The sequence below is a fragment of the Streptomyces sp. NPDC049687 genome (genome assembly GCF_044465285.1).
Classification (GTDB): domain Bacteria; phylum Actinomycetota; class Actinomycetes; order Streptomycetales; family Streptomycetaceae; genus Streptomyces.
In genome coordinates this window covers 234,246-249,012 of sequence record NZ_JBITLN010000009.1, presented here as the reverse complement: position 1 = coordinate 249,012, position 14,767 = coordinate 234,246, and the positions used below count along the sequence as shown (strand labels likewise).

General features: G+C 72.6%; 14 protein-coding genes. 7 read left to right on the top strand and 7 right to left on the bottom strand.

Features of this window, described 5'->3' with window-relative positions; translation table 11 throughout:
- The first annotated feature begins 496 nt into the window (after window positions 1-496).
- Window positions 497-1,699, top strand: coding sequence for an amino acid deaminase/aldolase (locus tag ACIBVL_RS27425; protein ID WP_399100845.1), 1,203 nt, complete (start codon window positions 497-499; stop codon window positions 1,697-1,699).
- A 57-nt stretch (window positions 1,700-1,756) separates the two neighbouring features.
- Here ACIBVL_RS27425 and ACIBVL_RS27420 read toward each other — a convergent pair whose 3' ends face one another.
- The 3 genes from ACIBVL_RS27420 to ACIBVL_RS27410 are packed head-to-tail and all read right to left on the bottom strand — an operon-like array spanning window position 1,757 to window position 5,309.
- Window positions 1,757-2,527, bottom strand: coding sequence for a 3-oxoacyl-ACP reductase (locus tag ACIBVL_RS27420; protein WP_399101245.1), 771 nt, complete (start codon window positions 2,525-2,527; stop codon window positions 1,757-1,759).
- Between the two features lie 17 nt (window positions 2,528-2,544).
- Window positions 2,545-3,933 carry an aldehyde dehydrogenase family protein gene (locus ACIBVL_RS27415; protein WP_399100843.1) on the bottom strand — a complete coding sequence of 463 codons (1,389 nt, stop codon included), beginning with the start codon at window positions 3,931-3,933 and terminating at the stop codon, window positions 2,545-2,547.
- Between the two features lie 11 nt (window positions 3,934-3,944).
- Window positions 3,945-5,309: a glutamine synthetase family protein gene (locus tag ACIBVL_RS27410; RefSeq protein ID WP_399100841.1), complete on the bottom strand. Its 1,365-nt coding sequence runs from the start codon at window positions 5,307-5,309 to the stop codon at window positions 3,945-3,947.
- A gap of 96 nt (window positions 5,310-5,405) precedes the next feature.
- On the opposite strand from ACIBVL_RS27410, the gene ACIBVL_RS27405 reads away from it, so the two are divergent.
- Window positions 5,406-6,140: a FadR/GntR family transcriptional regulator gene (locus ACIBVL_RS27405; RefSeq protein WP_399100839.1), complete on the top strand. Its 735-nt coding sequence runs from the start codon at window positions 5,406-5,408 to the stop codon at window positions 6,138-6,140.
- 46 nt (window positions 6,141-6,186) lie between these two features.
- Entirely contained in the window at window positions 6,187-6,894 is a 708-nt protein-coding gene (locus ACIBVL_RS27400; protein ID WP_399100837.1) for a gamma-glutamyl-gamma-aminobutyrate hydrolase family protein, read from the top strand.
- Between the two features lie 136 nt (window positions 6,895-7,030).
- Here ACIBVL_RS27400 and ACIBVL_RS27395 read toward each other — a convergent pair whose 3' ends face one another.
- Genes ACIBVL_RS27395 through ACIBVL_RS27385 form a run of 3 tightly spaced genes read right to left on the bottom strand, consistent with a single transcriptional unit; the run spans window position 7,031 to window position 9,291 of the window.
- On the bottom strand, window positions 7,031-7,972 hold the full coding sequence (locus ACIBVL_RS27395) for a LysR family transcriptional regulator (RefSeq protein ID WP_399100835.1): 942 nt from the start codon (window positions 7,970-7,972) through the stop codon (window positions 7,031-7,033).
- A gap of 4 nt (window positions 7,973-7,976) precedes the next feature.
- Complete coding sequence (locus ACIBVL_RS27390; RefSeq protein ID WP_399100833.1) at window positions 7,977-8,708, bottom strand: helical backbone metal receptor; 732 nt, start codon at window positions 8,706-8,708, stop codon at window positions 7,977-7,979.
- Window positions 8,709-8,721: 13 nt separating this feature from the next.
- Complete coding sequence (locus tag ACIBVL_RS27385) at window positions 8,722-9,291, bottom strand: helix-turn-helix domain-containing protein (RefSeq protein ID WP_399100831.1); 570 nt, start codon at window positions 9,289-9,291, stop codon at window positions 8,722-8,724.
- Between the two features lie 606 nt (window positions 9,292-9,897).
- On the opposite strand from ACIBVL_RS27385, the gene ACIBVL_RS27380 reads away from it, so the two are divergent.
- Together ACIBVL_RS27380 and ACIBVL_RS27375 are read left to right on the top strand one after the other, a co-directional pair.
- Complete coding sequence (locus ACIBVL_RS27380) at window positions 9,898-10,848, top strand: 5'-3' exonuclease H3TH domain-containing protein (protein ID WP_399101243.1); 951 nt, start codon at window positions 9,898-9,900, stop codon at window positions 10,846-10,848.
- A 90-nt stretch (window positions 10,849-10,938) separates the two neighbouring features.
- Entirely contained in the window at window positions 10,939-11,784 is an 846-nt protein-coding gene (locus ACIBVL_RS27375; protein ID WP_399100829.1) for a siderophore-interacting protein, read from the top strand.
- Between the two features lie 70 nt (window positions 11,785-11,854).
- On the opposite strand, the gene map is transcribed toward ACIBVL_RS27375, so the two are convergent.
- On the bottom strand, window positions 11,855-12,622 hold the full coding sequence (gene map / locus ACIBVL_RS27370) for a type I methionyl aminopeptidase (RefSeq protein ID WP_399100827.1): 768 nt from the start codon (window positions 12,620-12,622) through the stop codon (window positions 11,855-11,857).
- 60 nt (window positions 12,623-12,682) lie between these two features.
- Here map and ACIBVL_RS27365 point away from each other — a divergent pair, with 60 nt between their 5' ends.
- Together ACIBVL_RS27365 and ACIBVL_RS27360 are read left to right on the top strand one after the other, a co-directional pair.
- Window positions 12,683-12,958: a helix-turn-helix domain-containing protein gene (locus tag ACIBVL_RS27365; protein WP_399100824.1), complete on the top strand. Its 276-nt coding sequence runs from the start codon at window positions 12,683-12,685 to the stop codon at window positions 12,956-12,958.
- A 199-nt stretch (window positions 12,959-13,157) separates the two neighbouring features.
- Window positions 13,158-14,717, top strand: coding sequence for an amino acid permease (locus ACIBVL_RS27360; RefSeq protein WP_399100822.1), 1,560 nt, complete (start codon window positions 13,158-13,160; stop codon window positions 14,715-14,717).
- Window positions 14,718-14,767: the final 50 nt, after the last annotated feature.

Genomic DNA, 14,767 nt, shown 5'->3' with positions numbered 1-14,767 from the left:
CTGTCCGCACCGGCCTCGGAGGCATCCCGGGGGGCGCCGTCCGCCGGGCCGTCGGAGGGGGCCGGTGTGTGTCCGGCGTTCGGCTTCGTCGGTTCGAGGGGGGTTTCCGGCTCTGCGGTCTCCACCGGTGCCCGGGTGGGGCGTGGGGGTACGGCGGGGCGGGGCGGGACGCCGGGGCGTGGGGGGATCGGGGCGCGGCGTGCGTCCGTACTCATGCACCCCCCCGTTTCCTCGTGCCCGGGCCGTCGTTGTCGTACGCGGGCCGTCCAGCGTGTGCCCGGCGGCCCGGTGCGGACACGGTGGTCCGTCCAGGGCACGCATACCCGCGCGGACGGACCGGCATCCCGGCGCGGATCTCCGGCCGGAGCCGTCCTCCGTGCGTGCGCGTCACTCTACGTCTTGTCGCGGGGCGAACGGGAACCAGTCCGCGACCTGCGGGGCATCTGCCCGGAACGTCCCCCTACCCTGCGGTAATCCTGTCTGGCAGGCTTCGTTCATGACTGCGCGCGCCGCCGACCGGGCCCGTTACGACCGGGCCACCGAGCACCTCGACGCCCCACTCGCGATCGTGGACCTGGACGCCTTCGACGCCAACGCGGAGGATCTGGTCCGCCGTGCCGGCGGCAAGCCGATCCGTGTCGCCAGCAAGTCCGTGCGCTGCCGGACCCTGCTGGAACGCGTCCTCGCCAAGGACGGCTTCGCGGGCATCATGTCCTTCACCCTCGCCGAGTCCCTGTGGCTCGCCCGCTCCGGCTTCGACGACATCCTGCTCGCCTACCCCTCCGCCGACCGCGCCGCCTTCGCCGAACTCGCCGCCGATCCCAAGCTCGCCGCCGCCGTCACCGTCATGGTCGACGACGTCGCCCAGCTGGAGCTCATCGACGCGGCACGCGCCGGCGGAACCGAGGTCATACGCGTCTGCCTGGAGTTGGACACCTCGCTGAAGCTGCTCGGCGGCCGGTTCCGGGTCGGCGCGCTGCGTTCCCCCCTCCACTCCCCCGCCCAGGTCGCCGAGGTGGCGCGAGCGGTGGCCCGGCGGCCGGGGTTCACGCTCGTGGGGATCATGGCGTACGAGGGTCACATCGCCGGGGTCGGCGACGCCGTCGCCGGGCGCCCGTTCCGCTCCCGGGCGATCCGGCTGATGCAGGCCACCGCCCGCCGCGAACTCGCCGAACGCCGCGCCGCCGTGGTGCGCGCGGTGCGGGCCGTCGCACCGGATCTGGAGTACGTCAACGGCGGCGGCACCGGCAGTGTCCAGTACACCGCCGCCGAGGACGCGGTCACGGAGATCGCCGCCGGGTCGGGCCTGTACGTCCCGCGTCTCTTCGACAACTACACGTCGTTCACCGGGCGTCCGGCCGCCCTCTTCGCCCAGCCCGTCGTACGGCGGCCGGGGGTGGGGGTGGTGACCGTGCTCGGTGGCGGCTACCCGGCCTCCGGTGCCCCCGGGCCCGACCGGCTCCCGGTGCCGTACCTCCCGGAGGGGCTGCGCTACGACCCCCAGGAGGGCCCCGGCGAGGTGCAGACGCCGCTCATCGGCTCCCCCGCCGACGATCTGCTGATCGGCGACAAGGTGTGGTTCCGGCACGCGAAGGCCGGTGAGCTGTGCGAGCGGTTCGAGGTGCTGCACCTCGTCGAGGGGGACACGGTGACGGCCACCGTGCCCACCTACCGGGGCGAGGGGCAGACGTTCCTCTGAGGCGGCACCAGGGCGTGTTGGGAAAGTCCCGCCTGCCCGCTACTTTCACCACGCGCCCTAGAGCGGGGTGACGTACGCCCCCGCGATCCCGCCGTCCACCAGGAAGTCGGTGGCGTTGACGAACGAGGAGTCGTCGCTGGCCAGGAAGGCGACGGCGGCGGCGATCTCCTCGGCCTCGGCGAAGCGGCCCACGGGGATGTGGACCAGGCGGCGGGCGGCCCGTTCCGGGTCCTTCGCGAAGAGCTCCTGCAGCAGCGGGGTGTTGACCGGCCCTGGGCACAGGGCGTTCACGCGGATGCCCTCGCGGGCGAACTGCACCCCCAGTTCACGGGACATGGCGAGCACACCGCCCTTGGAGGCCGTGTACGAGATCTGGGACGTGGCCGCGCCCATCCGCGCCACGAACGACGCCGTGTTGATGATGGAGCCCTTGCCCTGGCGCCGCATGTAGGGAATCGCGGCCTTGCAGCACAGGTAGACGGAGGTCAGGTTGACCTCCTGGACGCGCTTCCAGGCCTCCAGGCCGGTCTCCAGGATGGAGTCGTCGTCCGGCGGCGAGATGCCCGCGTTGTTGAAGGCGACGTCGACGCTGCCGTAGGTGTCGTACGCCGTCCTGAACAGCGCCTCGACCTGGTCCGGATCGGTGACGTCGACCTTCACGAAGATCCCGCCGATCTCGTCGGCGACGGCCTTGCCGCGGGCCTCGTCGACGTCGCCGCAGACGACGTGCGCGCCCTCGGAGGCGAGCCGGCGCGCGGTGGCGAGGCCGATGCCGCTGCCGGCCCCGGTGATGACGGCGGTACGGCCGACGAGACGCCTGCAAACCATGTCTGCGGTGGTTTCGGTCACTGTGCGGGGCCCTCCGTGCTGATGAAGACGTTCTTGGTCTCGGTGAAGGCGGTCAGGGCGTCCGGGCCCAGCTCGCGGCCGACGCCGGACTGCTTGTAGCCGCCGAACGGGGTCCAGTAGCGGACGCTGGAGTGGGAGTTGACGGACAGGTTCCCGGCGCGCACGGCCTGTGAGACGCGCAGGGCGCGGCCGACGTCGCGGGTCCAGATGGAGCCGGACAGGCCGTAGGGGGTGTCGTTGGCGAGCCGGATCGCGTCCGCCTCGTCGGTGAACGGGAGCAGGACCGCGACCGGGCCGAAGATCTCCTCGCGGGCGGCGTCGGAGTCGGGTGCGGCACCCGTGAGGACGGTCGGCGGGAACCAGAAGCCCGGTCCTTTGGGGGCGGTGCCGCGCAGCGCCTGGGCGTCGTCCGGCACGAACGACCGGACGCGGTCCACCTGTTGACGGGAGATCAGCGGGCCCATCTGGGTGGCCTCGTCGGCCGGGTCGCCGACCACCACGGCGGACAGTTCCCGTGCGAGAAGGCCGGCGACCTCGTCGTACACCGACTCCTGGACGAGGATCCGGGTGCGGGCGCAGCAGTCCTGGCCGGAGTTGTCCAGGAAGGAGAACGGGTCGACGGCGGCCTTCAGGTCGGCGTCCGCGAAGACGACGTTCGGGCTCTTGCCGCCGAGTTCCAGGGTGACCGGTTTGACCTGGCGGGCGCAGCGCTCCATGACCTCGCGGCCGGTGCGGGTGGAGCCCGTGAACACGATCTTCGCGACGCCCGGGTGGTCGACGAGCGCGCGTCCGGCGACCGCGCCGTAGCCTGGGAGGACCTGGAAGAGATGCTCGGGCAGGCCCGCCTCGAGGGCGAGTTCGGCCAGGCGCAGGGCGGTGAGCGGGGTGGTCTCGGCGGGCTTGAGGAGGACCGCGTTGCCGGCGGCGAGGGCCGGGAAGGAGCCCCAGCCGGCGATCGGCATCGGGAAGTTCCACGGGGCGATCACGCCGACCACGCCGAGCGGTTCGTGGAAGGTGACGTCCCAGCCGCCGGGAACGGGGATCTGCTTGCCCAGCAGCCGTTCCACGCCGCCGGCGGCGTAGAGGAGCAGGTCGCGGGCGTTGCCGGCCTCCCAGCGGGCGTTGCCGAGGAGGTGGCCGGCCTCGCGCACCTCGAGGTGCGCCAGCTCTTCGAGGCGGCTGTCGACGACGTCGGCGAAGCGGCGCAGCAGCCGGGCCCGGTCGGCGGGAGCGGCGGCCGCCCAGGCGCTCTGTGCGGCGCTCGCGCGGGCGACCGCGCGGTCCACGTCGGCCGCGTCGGCGGCCGGGACGGTGGCGATGACCTCCTCGGTGGCCGGGTTGAGGACGATCAGCTCGTGCGGGGAGTGCTCGTGCGGGTCGGACAAGGAAGGACCTTTCACAGGCGTTCGAAGGAGCGGCGCAGCTCCCAGTCGGTGACCGCGGCGTCGAAGGCCTCCAGCTCGACGCGTGCCATGTTGCGGTAGTGCGCGACGACCTCCTCGCCGAAGGCGGCCAGGGCGATCGGGCTGTTCGCCCAGAGCTCGGCGGCCTCGCGGAGGGTGGTGGGGACGTGCGCGTAGTCGGCGGTGTAGGCGTTGCCGGGGCAGGCCTCGGGCAGCTCCAGCTTCTGTTCGATGCCGTACAGGCCCGCCGCGACCAGCCCGGCCACCGCGAGGTGGGGGTTGACGTCGCCGCCGGGCAGCCGGTTCTCGAAGCGCATCGAGCGGCCGTGGCCCACGACCCGCAGGGCGCAGGTGCGGTTGTCGTGGCCCCAGGCGACGGCGGTCGGGGCGAAGGAGCCCGGCTGGAACCGCTTGTAGGAGTTGATGTTGGGGGCGTAGAGGAGCGAGAAGTCGCGGAGTGCGGCGAGCTGCCCGGCGAGGAAGTGCCGCATGACGTCGGACATCCCGCCGTCGCGGTCTCCGGCCATGACGTTGGTTCCGTCGGCGTCGGTGAGCGAGAGGTGGATGTGGCAGGAGTTGCCCTCGCGCTCGTTGTACTTCGCCATGAAGGTCAGCGAGACGCCCTCCTGCGCGGCGATCTCCTTGGCGCCGGTCTTGTAGATCGCGTGCTGGTCGCAGGTGACCAGGGCCTCGTCGTAGCGGAAGGCGATCTCGTGCTGGCCGGGGTTGCACTCGCCCTTGGCGGACTCGACGGTGAGGCCGGCGCCGGCCATCTCGTTGCGGATGCGGCGCAGGAGCGGCTCGATCCGTCCCGTCCCGAGGACCGAGTAGTCGATGTTGTACTGGTTGGCCGGGGTGAGGTTCCGGTAGTTGGCGTCCCAGGCCTGCTCGTAGCTGTCCTTGAAGACGATGAACTCCAGCTCGGTGCCGACCTGGGCGGTGAATCCGTGCTCGGCGAGGCGCTCCAGCTGGCGGCGGAGGATTTGGCGCGGGGCGGCGACCACGGGCGAGCCGTCGTTCCAGGCGAGGTCGGCGACGAGCATCGCCGTTCCGGCGTTCCAGGGGACGCGGCGCAGGGTGGACAGGTCGGGGTGCATGGCGAAGTCGCCGTAGCCGCGGTCCCAGGAGGACATGGCGTATCCGTCGACGGTGTTCATCTCGGTGTCGACGGCGAGGAGGTAGTTGCAGCCCTCGGTGCCGTGGGCGAGGACCTCGTCGAGGAAGAATCTGGCGGCGAACCGTTTGCCCTGGAGACGACCTTGCATGTCGGGGAAGGCCAGGACGACAGTGTCGATCTCACCGCTCGCGACGAGGGCGTGCAGTTCCTCGACATGGAGCGGGGGTGTGCGGTCTGCCACGGGAGGGCCTCCTTCGGGGCTTCCTCGGCTGGTAAGGGCGGCCGGGAGCCATAAGGTATTGCCGAGAACCATTGCTTGGGAAGGGGGCGCGGCCGGATGTCGGTGGACATGGGCGGCGGACCGGACGACCGGCTCACACCGGTGCTGAGGCCGGTGCGGGCGGGGAACGGCTTCGAGGAGGCGCTGGAGCAGATCCTGCAGGTCGTACGGCTGGGTCTGGTGCCGGGGGGCGAGCGGCTGCCGGCCGAGCGGGACCTGGCGGAGCGGCTCGGGGTAAGCCGGGTGACGCTGCGCGAGGTACTGAAGGTGCTCCAGGACCAGGGGCTGGTGGAGTCCCGGCGGGGCCGGTACGGCGGAACGTTTGTGCTGCCGCGTACGGACGCCGGCGGCGAGGACGAGCTGCGGCGCCGGATCGCCGAGACCGACATCGAGGACGTGCTGCGCTTCCGTGAGGTGCTGGAGGTCGGCGCGGCGGGCCTGTGCGCGGCGCACGGGCTGAGCGACGAGCGGGCGAAGCGGTTGCGGGACGCCCTCGCCCGGACCGAGGACGCCCCGCTGGCCGACTACCGCCGCCTGGACACCCTGCTCCATCTCACCCTGGCCGAGCTGTGCGGCTCACCCTCCCTGACGGCGCAGTACGCGGCCGTACGGGCGACGGTGAACGACCTGCTCGACTGCATCCCGCTGCTGGTGCGCAACCTGGAGCACTCCCAGCGGCAGCACACCGCGCTGGTCGAGGCGGTGCTGGACGGGGACGCGGACGGGGCTCGGGAGATGATGCGCGAGCACTGCGCGGGGACGGCGGCCCTACTCAGGGGCTTCCTCACCTGACATGCTATTGGTCTGGAGTCATTCCATTGCGGGGCCAGGAGGTCATATGACGCAGGGCGGTCGGCCGCTGATCGGCGTCAGTACATATCTGGAGGCCGGGACGCGCTGGGGCGTGTGGCAACTGGAGGCGGCACTGCTGCCGGCCGGCTATCCCCGGCTGGTGCAGCGGGCCGGCGGACTGGCCGCGATGCTGCCGCCGGACGCCCCGGAACACGCGGCGGCGACGGTCGCCCGCCTCGACGGTCTGGTCATCGCCGGGGGCCCGGACGTCGAGCCGGTCCGCTACGGCGCCGAGCCCGACCCCCGGACCGGGCCGCCGGCGCGGGAGCGGGACGCGTGGGAACTCGCCCTCGTCGAGGCGGCGCTGGCGGCGGGTCTCCCACTGCTGGGCATCTGCCGGGGCATGCAACTGCTGAACGTGGCCCTCGGCGGGACACTGACCCAGCACATCGACGGCCACGCGGAGGTCGTCGGCGTCTTCGGCCGCCACCCGGTGAAACCGGTCCCGGGCACGCGGTACGCCGCCGCCGTGCCGGAGGAGAGCGCCGTACCGACGTATCACCACCAGGCCGTCGACCGCCTCGGCACCGGCCTGCTCCCGAGCGCGTACGCGGCGGACGGGACGGTGGAGGCCGTGGAGCTGCCGTCCGAGGCCGGCTGGGTGCTGGGTGTGCAGTGGCATCCGGAGATGGGCGAGGACGTACGGGTGATGCGGGCCCTGGTCGAGGCGGCCACCGCTTCAGCCGCGCGCTGAACCGGGCGAGGGCCGCCTCTCCGGGACGCTGCCCGGGGGATGCGGGTGCCTTCGGCGGGTGGGGTGGCATGAGGGGATGGTGCGGGCAGCCGGTCGGGCACCGCCACGGCTTTCCTCACCTCTCCGCCCGGGACGGTCACCCCTGCGTCAGGGAGAGCAGCTCGCGTGCCGGGCCCGTGGGACGGTGGCCCGTCGGCCAGACCGCGCGCAGGTCCCGGGCCAGGGAGACGCCCTCCACCGGTATGGCGACCAGGCGCCGCAGGGCCAGCTCCTCGCCGACCGCCAGTTCGCTCAGTACCGCCGGGCCGGCTCCGCTCACCGCCGCCGCCTTCACGGCCGTCGTGGAGGAGAGTTCGATCAGGGGACGGGCCAGGCCTCCCAGGGCCGTGTCCAGGACCTGCCGGGTACCGGAGCCCTTCTCGCGGAGGATCAGCGGCGTCGACGCCAGCTCTGCCGCGGCCAGCGCGCGGCGGCGCCGGGCCCAGACGTGACCCGGCGCGACCACGACGATCAGGTGGTCGTTGGCGATGACCGCGGAGTCCAGCCCCGCGGGCACCGTCAGCCCTTCCACGAACCCCAGATCGGCCTCCCCCGACAGCAGCCGCTCCGCGACCGCCGCCGAGTTGCCCGCGTGCAGCGAGACCGCCGTGTCCGGCCGGCCGGCGCGCAGCGCGACCAGCCACCCCGGCAGGAGGTACTCCGCGATCGTCATGCTCGCCGCCACCCGCAGCCGCGAGTCGCGCCGGTCCCGCAGCGCCTGCGCCCCGGCGTCGAAGGCCTGGGCCGCCTCCACGATCCGCCGCGCCCAGTCCGTCACCAGCGCCCCGGCGTCGGTGAGCCGGGAACCTCGCGGCGAACGGTCCACCAGGGCCACGCCCAGCTGCCGTTCCATGGAGCGGATCCGGCTGCTCGCGGCCGGCTGGGTGATGCCCAGCTCGCGCGCGGCCGCACCGAGACTGCCCAGCCGCGCCACGGCCAGCAACAGCTCCAGCGCCCCGAGATCCGGGACGCGGTGTGCGAGGGGACCGGTGGCCCCGGGCTGTGCGTGAGCCGTGCCCGCCGTACCGTCCCTGCCCATAAGGTCAGTTTATGGGATGGCGACGCGCTGCCCGCAGGGCCTCGGCCAGCACTCTGGGCGCTTCGGCGAGCGACGGGCCGTACCAGGTCAGGTGCCGTCCGCCGACCAGGGCGCAGGGCAGGCCGGGGAAGGCCTCCGGGCCGTCGTCGGAGGTGAAGCGGTAGGGCTCGTCGGGCAGGACGACGAGGTCGGGGGCGGCCGCCCGCAGTTCTTCCAGGGGGACCTTCGGGTAGCGCTCCTCGTGGGCCGCGTACAGGTGGTCGACGCCCAGGCGGGCCAGCACGTCCCCGGCGAAGGTGTCGCGGCCCAGCACCATCCAGGGGCGGCGCCAGACCGGTACGACGGCCGTCACGCGCCTGTCGAGGGCTTTCGGCTCCGCCCATGCCGCCTCCGCCTCGTCCAGCCAGCGCGGGCGGGACCGCGCCCCGCACGCCGCCAGCACCCGCCCCAGCTCCCTGAGGGCCTGTGGGACGTTCCGTACCTCCGTGACCAGCACCTCGATGCCGACGGCCCGCAGGCCGGTCAGGTCCGGCTCGCGGTTCTCCTCCTCGTTGGCGATCACCAGGTCGGGGGCGAGCGCGGCGATCCGTTCGACGGCCGGGTTCTTGGTGCCGCCGATCCGGGTGACGTCCAGGTCCGCCGGATGGGTGCACCAGTCGGTGGCGCCGACGAGCGCGCCGGGCACGGTGACGGCCACCGCCTCGGTCAGGGAGGGCACCAGGGAGACGACCCGCACCTCGGGGACCGCCCTACCGCTTCCGGTTCCGGACGGCCTCGATGTGCTCCGCGACGGCGACGACGACCACCCGGGTGTCCGGAACGGTCGCCCGCCAGCGGTGGCGGACCCCACCGGTCAGATAGAGGGTGTCGCCGCGGCCCAGGCGGTAGGCGCGGCCCTCCGCCTCCATCTCCACGGCGCCGTCGGCCACGTACAGCAACCGGTCGTTCCGGAACTGCAGTTCACGGCCGGCGTCGTGGTCGCCGGTGAACTCCGTGGCGTGCATCTGGTGGTGACCGCGCACCAGGGAGCGCAGGCGCGGCTCGAGCCCCGGCGGCTCGGTGTCCTCGGCGCGTACGACGTCGACGCTGCACGCCGGGTCGGCGGCCGCGAGGAGTTCGACGGCCGTGGTGCGCAGGGCGTCGGCGAGCTTCTCCAGGGAGCCGGTGCTGGGCCGTGCGCGGTCGTTCTCGATCTGGCTCAGGAACGGGACCGACAGGCCGCTGCGCTCGGCCACGACGGCGAGGGTGAGGTCCAGGGACCGGCGTCGCCGCCGCACGGCCGCGCCGACCCGCGGGGGCTGTTCTTTGTGGTCGCCCATCGCTCCGGCTCCCTCCTTCGCTCGTCGGAACCGTTGGTGCTCCCTCGAGTTCTCTCACGAGTTCTCTGATGAGTTCTCTGCACCCTACGCATGTTCGGCAAACCGTTTCATGTGGCCGTCACATCGAGGACACGCGAGGTGACGCGCGCCCTCACAGTTCGCGCCAGCGGATGGGGCCCCGGGAGGTGGCGGGGACGGATCCGCCGATGGCTTTTCCGGTTCAATGCGGGAACGGCCCCGAGTGTTCCCGCTCGTCCGGGCCTCCACCACGCTCTCGGCTTGGGGCAGGCCGTGGCTCTGCGTGGTTGGCCGGATCCTTACCGTGGCGACGGCATGCGCTGCATGTGGCGACAGCACGAGGGGCGGGCCCCGCCGCACACGTCGCGTCGTGCGTCGGTACCCGCCCCTCGCCAGGCGGTGACGGGGCTGTCAGGTCACCCGGCCGCCCGGCTGAACACGCACCATCTCGCCGCTCCGAGGCCGCGCCTGCCCTGGGCCCGTGCGAGCAAAACGCGCGAGTGGCTCAGTTCACAGGAAGAGCAAAGGCCGTTCACGCCTGCCACGGGAGTGACTACCCGCCGGTCACCGGGGCACCCGTGCGGCATGATGCGAGGCGTGACCGGACGACTGATGCTCCTCGACACCGCCTCGCTCTACTTCCGCGCCTACTTCGGCGTTCCGGACTCCGTGAAGGCCCCGGACGGCACGCCGGTGAACGCCGTGCGCGGACTGCTCGACTTCATCGACCGCCTGGTCAGGGACCACCGGCCCCACGAACTGGTCGCCTGCATGGACGCCGACTGGCGCCCGAAGTGGCGCGTCGATCTGATCCCCTCCTACAAGGCGCACCGGGTCGCCGAGGAGCACGCGGTGGGCCCGGACGAGGAGGAGGTGCCCGACACGCTCTCGCCCCAGGTGCCGGTCATCGAGGCCGTGCTGGACGCGCTCGGCATCGCGCGCGTCGGCGTCGCCGGGTACGAGGCGGACGACGTGATCGGCACGTTCACCGCGCGGTCGAAGGGCCCGGTCGACATCGTCACCGGCGACCGCGACCTCTACCAGCTCGTGGACGACGCGCGCGGGGTGCGGGTGCTGTACCCGCTTAAAGGCGTGGCCACCCTGCAGACGACCGACGAGGCGTGGCTGCGCGAGAAGTACGGAGTCGACGGACGCGGGTACGCCGATCTGGCGCTGCTGCGCGGTGACCCGAGCGACGGCCTGCCCGGGGTGCCGGGCATCGGGGAGAAGACGGCGGCCAAGCTGCTGGCCGAGTTCGGCGACCTGGCCGGGATCATGGCGGCGGTCGACGACCCGAGGGCGAAGCTCACCCCGTCGCAGCGCAAGCGGCTGGACGAGGCCCGGCCGTACCTCGCCGTCGCGCCGAAGGTCGTCAAGGTCGCCGACGACGTGCCCCTGCCCGACATGGACACGACTTTGCCCCAGGCGCCGCGTGACGGGGCGACACTGGAGGCGCTGGCGGAACGCTGGGGGCTCGGCGGGTCGCTCCACCGGCTGCTGCTCACCTTGAGCACCTCCGCAGTGGGCGGCGCGTCCTAGCGGGGGCGATGCGACCGCGGACGCTGGGCATCACCCGGGGGAGGGGTGCTAACTTAGGTAAACCTAACCATTGAACCATGGGAGGCCGTCATGGCAGAACGTCCGGCACGGAAGCCGCGGACACCCCACTCCGCGCAGGTCGTCCGCACCGAACGGCTCACCCCGCACATGCAGCGCGTGGTGCTCGGCGGCGAGGGGCTGGCCGAGTTCTCCGCGGGCAGCTGCACGGACCACTACGTGAAACTGCTCTTCGGGCCCGAGGGCGTGAGCTACCCGGAACCCTTCGACCTGGAGCGCATTCGCGCCGAGTTCCCGCGCGAGCAGTGGCCCGTGACCCGGACGTACACCGTGCGCAACTGGGACGCCGAACACGGTGAGCTGACCCTGGACTTCGTGATCCACGGCGACGAGGGCCTGGCCGGGCCGTGGGCGGCGCGCGTCCAGCCGGGCGGGACCGTCCGCTTCATGGGCCCCGGCGGCGCCTACGCCCCCGACACCGACGCCGACTGGCATCTGCTCGCCGGCGACGAGAGCGCCCTGCCCGCGATCGCGGCCGCCCTGGAATCCCTGCCCTCCGGTGCCGTGGCGCACGCCTTCATCGAGGTCCGCGGCCCCGAGGAGGAGCAGAAGATCGACTCCGACGTGGAGGTCACCTGGCTGCACCGCGGCGACCGGCCCGTCGGCGAGAAGCTCGTCGAGGCCGTCCGCACGCTGGAGTTCCCGGAGGGGCGCGTGCACGCCTTCGTGCACGGCGAGGCCGCGGCCGTGAAGGAGCTGCGCCGGCTGTTCCGCGTCGAACTGCGGGTGCCCCGCGAGGACCTGTCGATCTCCGGCTACTGGCGGCTCGGCCACGACGAGGACGGCTGGCAGGCCTCGAAGCGGGAGTGGAACGCACGTGTGGAGGCGGAACAGGAGGGCACGACGCCGGCGGCGTGAGGCGGGGGTGAGCGGCCCGCACTCGTGGCGTGGGCCACCCCGGCCTCCCCCGAGCCGCTCCTGCCGAAGGTCAAGGCAGGGTCAGAATGCGCGGGCCCTGGTCGGTGATGGCGACGGTGTGCTCGATGTGGGCGGCCCGACTGCCGTCGGTGGTGCGCAGGGTCCAGCCGTCGGCACCGGTGCGGTAGGTGTTCCGCCCGCCGGCCATGAGCATGGGCTCGAGGGCGAGGACCAGGCCGTGGCGGAGGGGGAAACCACGGCCCGGGCGGCCGCGGTTGGGGACATGAGGGTCTTCATGCATACGGCGGCCGATGCCGTGCCCGCCGAAGTCCGCGGGCATGCCGCAGCCCGCCTTGCGGGCGACGGTGTCGATGGCGTGGGAGATGTCGCCGAGGCGGTTGCCGACCTGAGCGGCGGCGATGCCGGCGTCGAGGGCCTGTTGAGTGGCGTCGATCAGGTCGAGGTCCGTGGGGCGCGGAGTTCCGACGGCGAACGTGATGGCCGCGTCACCGGCCCAGCCGTCGAGCTGGGCGCCACAGTCGACGCTCAGCAGGTCGCCGTCGCGCAGCCGGTATCCGGTGGGGATGCCGTGCGACACGGCGTCGTTGACCGAGGTGCAGATCACGGCGGGGAAGGGGACCGGGGCGAAGGACGGCTGGTACCCGAGGAACGGGGAACCGGCCCCCGCCTCGGCCAGTACCGCTCGGGCCACCTCGTCGAGTTCCCGCAAGGACACCCCTACGCCGGCCGCTTCCCGCACCGCGGCCAGGGCGCGAGCCACCACGCGCCCGGCTTCCCGCATCGCGTCCATCGCGGCATCGGTCTTGATCTCCACCATGTGCTGCGGCTCCCCGCTCCCATCGGATCCAATACTTATACCGGTATTAGTATCACGGTCATGGTGAGAACTCCCTTGACTCCACGGGAACGGGAACGCGGCGAGCGGCTGGGCTCGCTGCTGCGTCAGGCACGCGGCAGCCGGAGCATGGCGGCGGTCGCCGCCGCGGCAGGGGTCTCCGCCGAGACCCTGCGCAAGATCGAAACCGGCCGGGCCCCGACCCCGGCCTTCTTCACCATCGCGGCCCTGACCTCGGCGCTGCACATGTCCCTGGACGAGCTGGCGACCGCGTGCGCGCACGACCCGGATCGGCAGGAACCGGCCCTGACGGCCTGAGAACGTGGCGGCGCCGAGCCGGTCCGGCAAAGCAGGCACCGCCGGCCGCCATCGGATGCGACATAACGCGATCGAGCCGAGGGCGGCAAGCCGTGAGAACTTGGGCCCGCACCGGACACGACAGCGTGACGCCGCCGAAACAGGCCGTGCCTAATTTCTGTCGCCCGACAGGAATTCGCGCCCCAAGGCAGGTGCCGCCGTGACGACCACCTCTCCTCCGTCCGATGTACGACCCGACCCGCCGCATTCCCCCACGTCCGACGACGGTGCCCTCGCCGAGTTCGGCTACCGCCAGGAACTCCACCGCAGCCTGGGCCGGTACGCCTCGTTCGCCGCCGGGTTCTCCTTCATCTCCGTCCTGACGACCGTCTTCCAGTTCTTCGCCTTCGGGTACGCCTTCGGCGGCCCGGTCTTCTTCTGGGCCTGGCCGGCGGTGCTGGTCGGGCAACTGCTGGTGGCCGCGTGCTTCGCGGAACTGGCGGCGCGCTATCCGATCTCGGGAGCGATCTACCAGTGGTCGTCACGGCTGTCGACGCCGTCGTTCGGCTGGTTCGCCGGCTGGATCATGGTGATCGGGCAGATCGTGGTGGTCGCGGCGGCCGCGCTGGCGCTGCAGATGGTGCTGCCGGCGATCTGGTCCGGCTTCCAGCTGATCGGCACCGACCCTTCGCCCGTCTCCCCCGACGGCGCGGCCAACGCGGCCCTGCTCGGCGTGGTCCTTCTGGTGCTCACGACCCTCGTGAACGTCGTGGACAACCGCGTGATGTCCGTCATCAACCGGGTCGGCGTGACCGCCGAGATCATCGGCGCCGTCCTCATCGTCGTCCTGCTGCTCACCCACTCCGAGCGCACGCCCGGCATCACCTTCCACACCACGGGCGCGGCCCAGTCGGGTCTGTTCGGGGCGCTGGCGGTGGGCTCGTTCACCGCCGCCTACGTGATGATCGGCTTCGACAGCGCGGGCGAGATGAGCGAGGAGACCCACAACCCCCGCCGCACCGCGCCCCGCACGATCCTCACCGCGCTCGGCGCGGCCGGTCTGCTCGGCGGGCTGATCGTGCTCGGCGGACTGCTCGCCGCCCCCAGCCTCACCGACGGGCACCTCGGCGTCGACGGGCTCAGCTACGTCCTCACCAGCAGCCTCGGCGACGGCGTCGGCAAGGTGCTGCTCGCGGACGTGGTGGTCGCGATCGCGGTGGCCACCCTCGCCATCCAGACGGCGGCCTGCCGGATGCTCTTCTCCATGGCCCGCGACGGACAACTCCCGTTCTCCGCCCGCCTCGCGCGCGTGAACCCGCGCACCGGCATGCCGAGCGCCCCCGCCCTGGTCGTCGGCGTCCTCGCGGCGGCCCTCCTCCTGCTCAACTTCGCCTCGCCGGACGCCTTCCTGGCCATCGGCACCACCTGCATCGTGATGCTGTACCTGGCCTACGCGATGGTCACCGGCCCCCTGCTGGTCCGCCGCCTGCGCGGCGAGTTCTCCTCGGCCGGCGCGGACGAGACCGGCGCCCCGCTGTTCTCGCTGGGCCGCTGGGGCGTCCCCGTCAACGCCCTCGCCCTGCTCTACGGCCTGCTGATGACGGTCAACCTGGCCTGGCCCCGGGCAGCGGTGTACGACCCGGCGGGCGGGCACTGGTACTTCCAGTGGTTCACCGTGCTGTTCCTCGCCGCGACGCTCGTGGCGGGGGTGGCCTACCGGGCGTACCGCAGGCGGGCGACGGTTCCGGCCGCCGCCGTACCGGAGACGGCCGCCGCCTAGGGCGTGTTGTTTTGCGTGCCAGGCACCGCCGGGCGGGCGGGACTTTCACA

Coding starts and splice junctions, on each gene's coding strand:
- ACIBVL_RS27425 (WP_399100845.1), top strand. CDS start 497: ATGACTGCGCGCGCCGCCGACCGGGCCCGTTACGACCGGGCCACCGAG.
- ACIBVL_RS27420 (WP_399101245.1), bottom strand. CDS start 2,527: ATGGTTTGCAGGCGTCTCGTCGGCCGTACCGCCGTCATCACCGGGGCC.
- ACIBVL_RS27405 (WP_399100839.1), top strand. CDS start 5,406: ATGTCGGTGGACATGGGCGGCGGACCGGACGACCGGCTCACACCGGTG.
- ACIBVL_RS27400 (WP_399100837.1), top strand. CDS start 6,187: ATGACGCAGGGCGGTCGGCCGCTGATCGGCGTCAGTACATATCTGGAG.
- ACIBVL_RS27395 (WP_399100835.1), bottom strand. CDS start 7,972: ATGGGCAGGGACGGTACGGCGGGCACGGCTCACGCACAGCCCGGGGCC.
- ACIBVL_RS27385 (WP_399100831.1), bottom strand. CDS start 9,291: ATGGGCGACCACAAAGAACAGCCCCCGCGGGTCGGCGCGGCCGTGCGG.
- ACIBVL_RS27380 (WP_399101243.1), top strand. CDS start 9,898: ATGCGAGGCGTGACCGGACGACTGATGCTCCTCGACACCGCCTCGCTC.
- ACIBVL_RS27375 (WP_399100829.1), top strand. CDS start 10,939: ATGGCAGAACGTCCGGCACGGAAGCCGCGGACACCCCACTCCGCGCAG.
- map (WP_399100827.1), bottom strand. CDS start 12,622: ATGGTGGAGATCAAGACCGATGCCGCGATGGACGCGATGCGGGAAGCC.
- ACIBVL_RS27365 (WP_399100824.1), top strand. CDS start 12,683: ATGGTGAGAACTCCCTTGACTCCACGGGAACGGGAACGCGGCGAGCGG.